Source organism: Glycocaulis sp. (genome assembly GCF_052168375.1).
Lineage (GTDB): Bacteria > Pseudomonadota > Alphaproteobacteria > Caulobacterales > Maricaulaceae > Glycocaulis.
On the sequence record NZ_JBQLZR010000279.1, the window covers coordinates 1 to 1,211 of the forward strand.

General features: G+C 65.5%; 2 protein-coding genes. Both read right to left on the bottom strand.

Going from position 1 to position 1,211, the window contains the following annotated elements; all coding sequences use genetic code 11:
* Positions 1 to 875: 3-dehydroquinate synthase family protein (locus tag ACTS2Z_RS11310; protein ID WP_442573313.1), on the bottom strand; the 875-nt coding region annotated here is incomplete at its 3' end.
* Positions 872 to 1,211: shikimate kinase (locus ACTS2Z_RS11315; RefSeq protein ID WP_442573314.1), on the bottom strand; the 340-nt coding region annotated here is incomplete at its 5' end. The genes ACTS2Z_RS11315 and ACTS2Z_RS11310, both read right to left, overlap by 4 nt.

Sequence of the window (1,211 nt, forward strand, 5' to 3'; positions counted from 1 at the left end):
GCATCGTCAGGGCTGCACAGGCCCTCAAAGGCAGAATATTTCAGCGCCAGCACCAGCCCGGCAGCGACCGCCTCACCATGGATGAGCGCGCCCTTTTGCGCTTCGGCTTCAAACGCGTGGGCAAAGGTGTGACCCAGATTGAGCAGGGCGCGCACACCGGATTCGCGCTCATCCTGCGCCACGATATGCGCCTTGAAGCGCACCGCATCTGCGATCAGGGCAGAGAGCCGTTCCGGGACCAGCGGATCGCCCTGTCCGGCTTCCAGCCGTTCAAACAGGGCCCGGTCGGCGATCAGGCCTGCCTTGACGATTTCGGCATAGCCGGCGGCAAGCTCACGCCGGGGCAGGCTTTCCAGAAACACGCTGTCAGCAACGACAAGGTCCGGCTGATAGAAGCTGCCGATCAAATTCTTGCCGTGCGCGGTGTTGATGCCAGTCTTTCCGCCCACGGATGAATCGACCTGCGCGAGCAGGGTTGTGGGCATCTGGATGAAGCCGCACCCGCGTTTCAGTATGGAGGCGGCAAAGCCCGCAAGATCGCCGACCGTGCCGCCGCCGAACGCGATCAGGCTCTCATGGCGGCCGATTCGGCGCTGGAGCAGCGCGTCGGTCAGGTCACGCAAGGCGTCCCAGCTTTTGACCCCCTCGCCGCCTTCGAGCTCAATGACATCCGGCTGAAGCCCGCCATCGCGAAGGGCACCCAGCACGAACGGCGCATGCACCGCCCAGGCGGCGCGGTCAGCGGCGATGATCGCCCGCCCGGCCGGGCAAAGATGCGCAATATCGGCAACCGAGGCGGCAAGCGCGCCCGGGCCCACCCGCACCTCGTAGCGCCGTGAGGCGGCATCCACCGGAATCTGGAAAAGTTCGCTCACCCGACTTGCGCCTCCACGCGGTCCGCCAGCGCCTCGATGATCTGCACGACACCGGCATCATGGGCCGCGCCGGGCGACACGATATGCAGATCGGCCTGCGCATAGAAGCGCTCACGTTCGGCCAGCAGTCTTTCCATGACACCGCGCGGATTTTCCGTCTGCAATAGCGGACGGGTATCGCGGCGCGAGACCCGCTCCATCAGCGTGTCGATATCGGCTTTCAGCCAAACCGACAGCGCCCTTCCGGCTACCAGCGCGCGCGTCTCGTCATTGACAAATGCCCCGCCGCCCAGCGCGATGACCTGCGCACCGTCTTCCTCGAGAAGGCGGGCGATC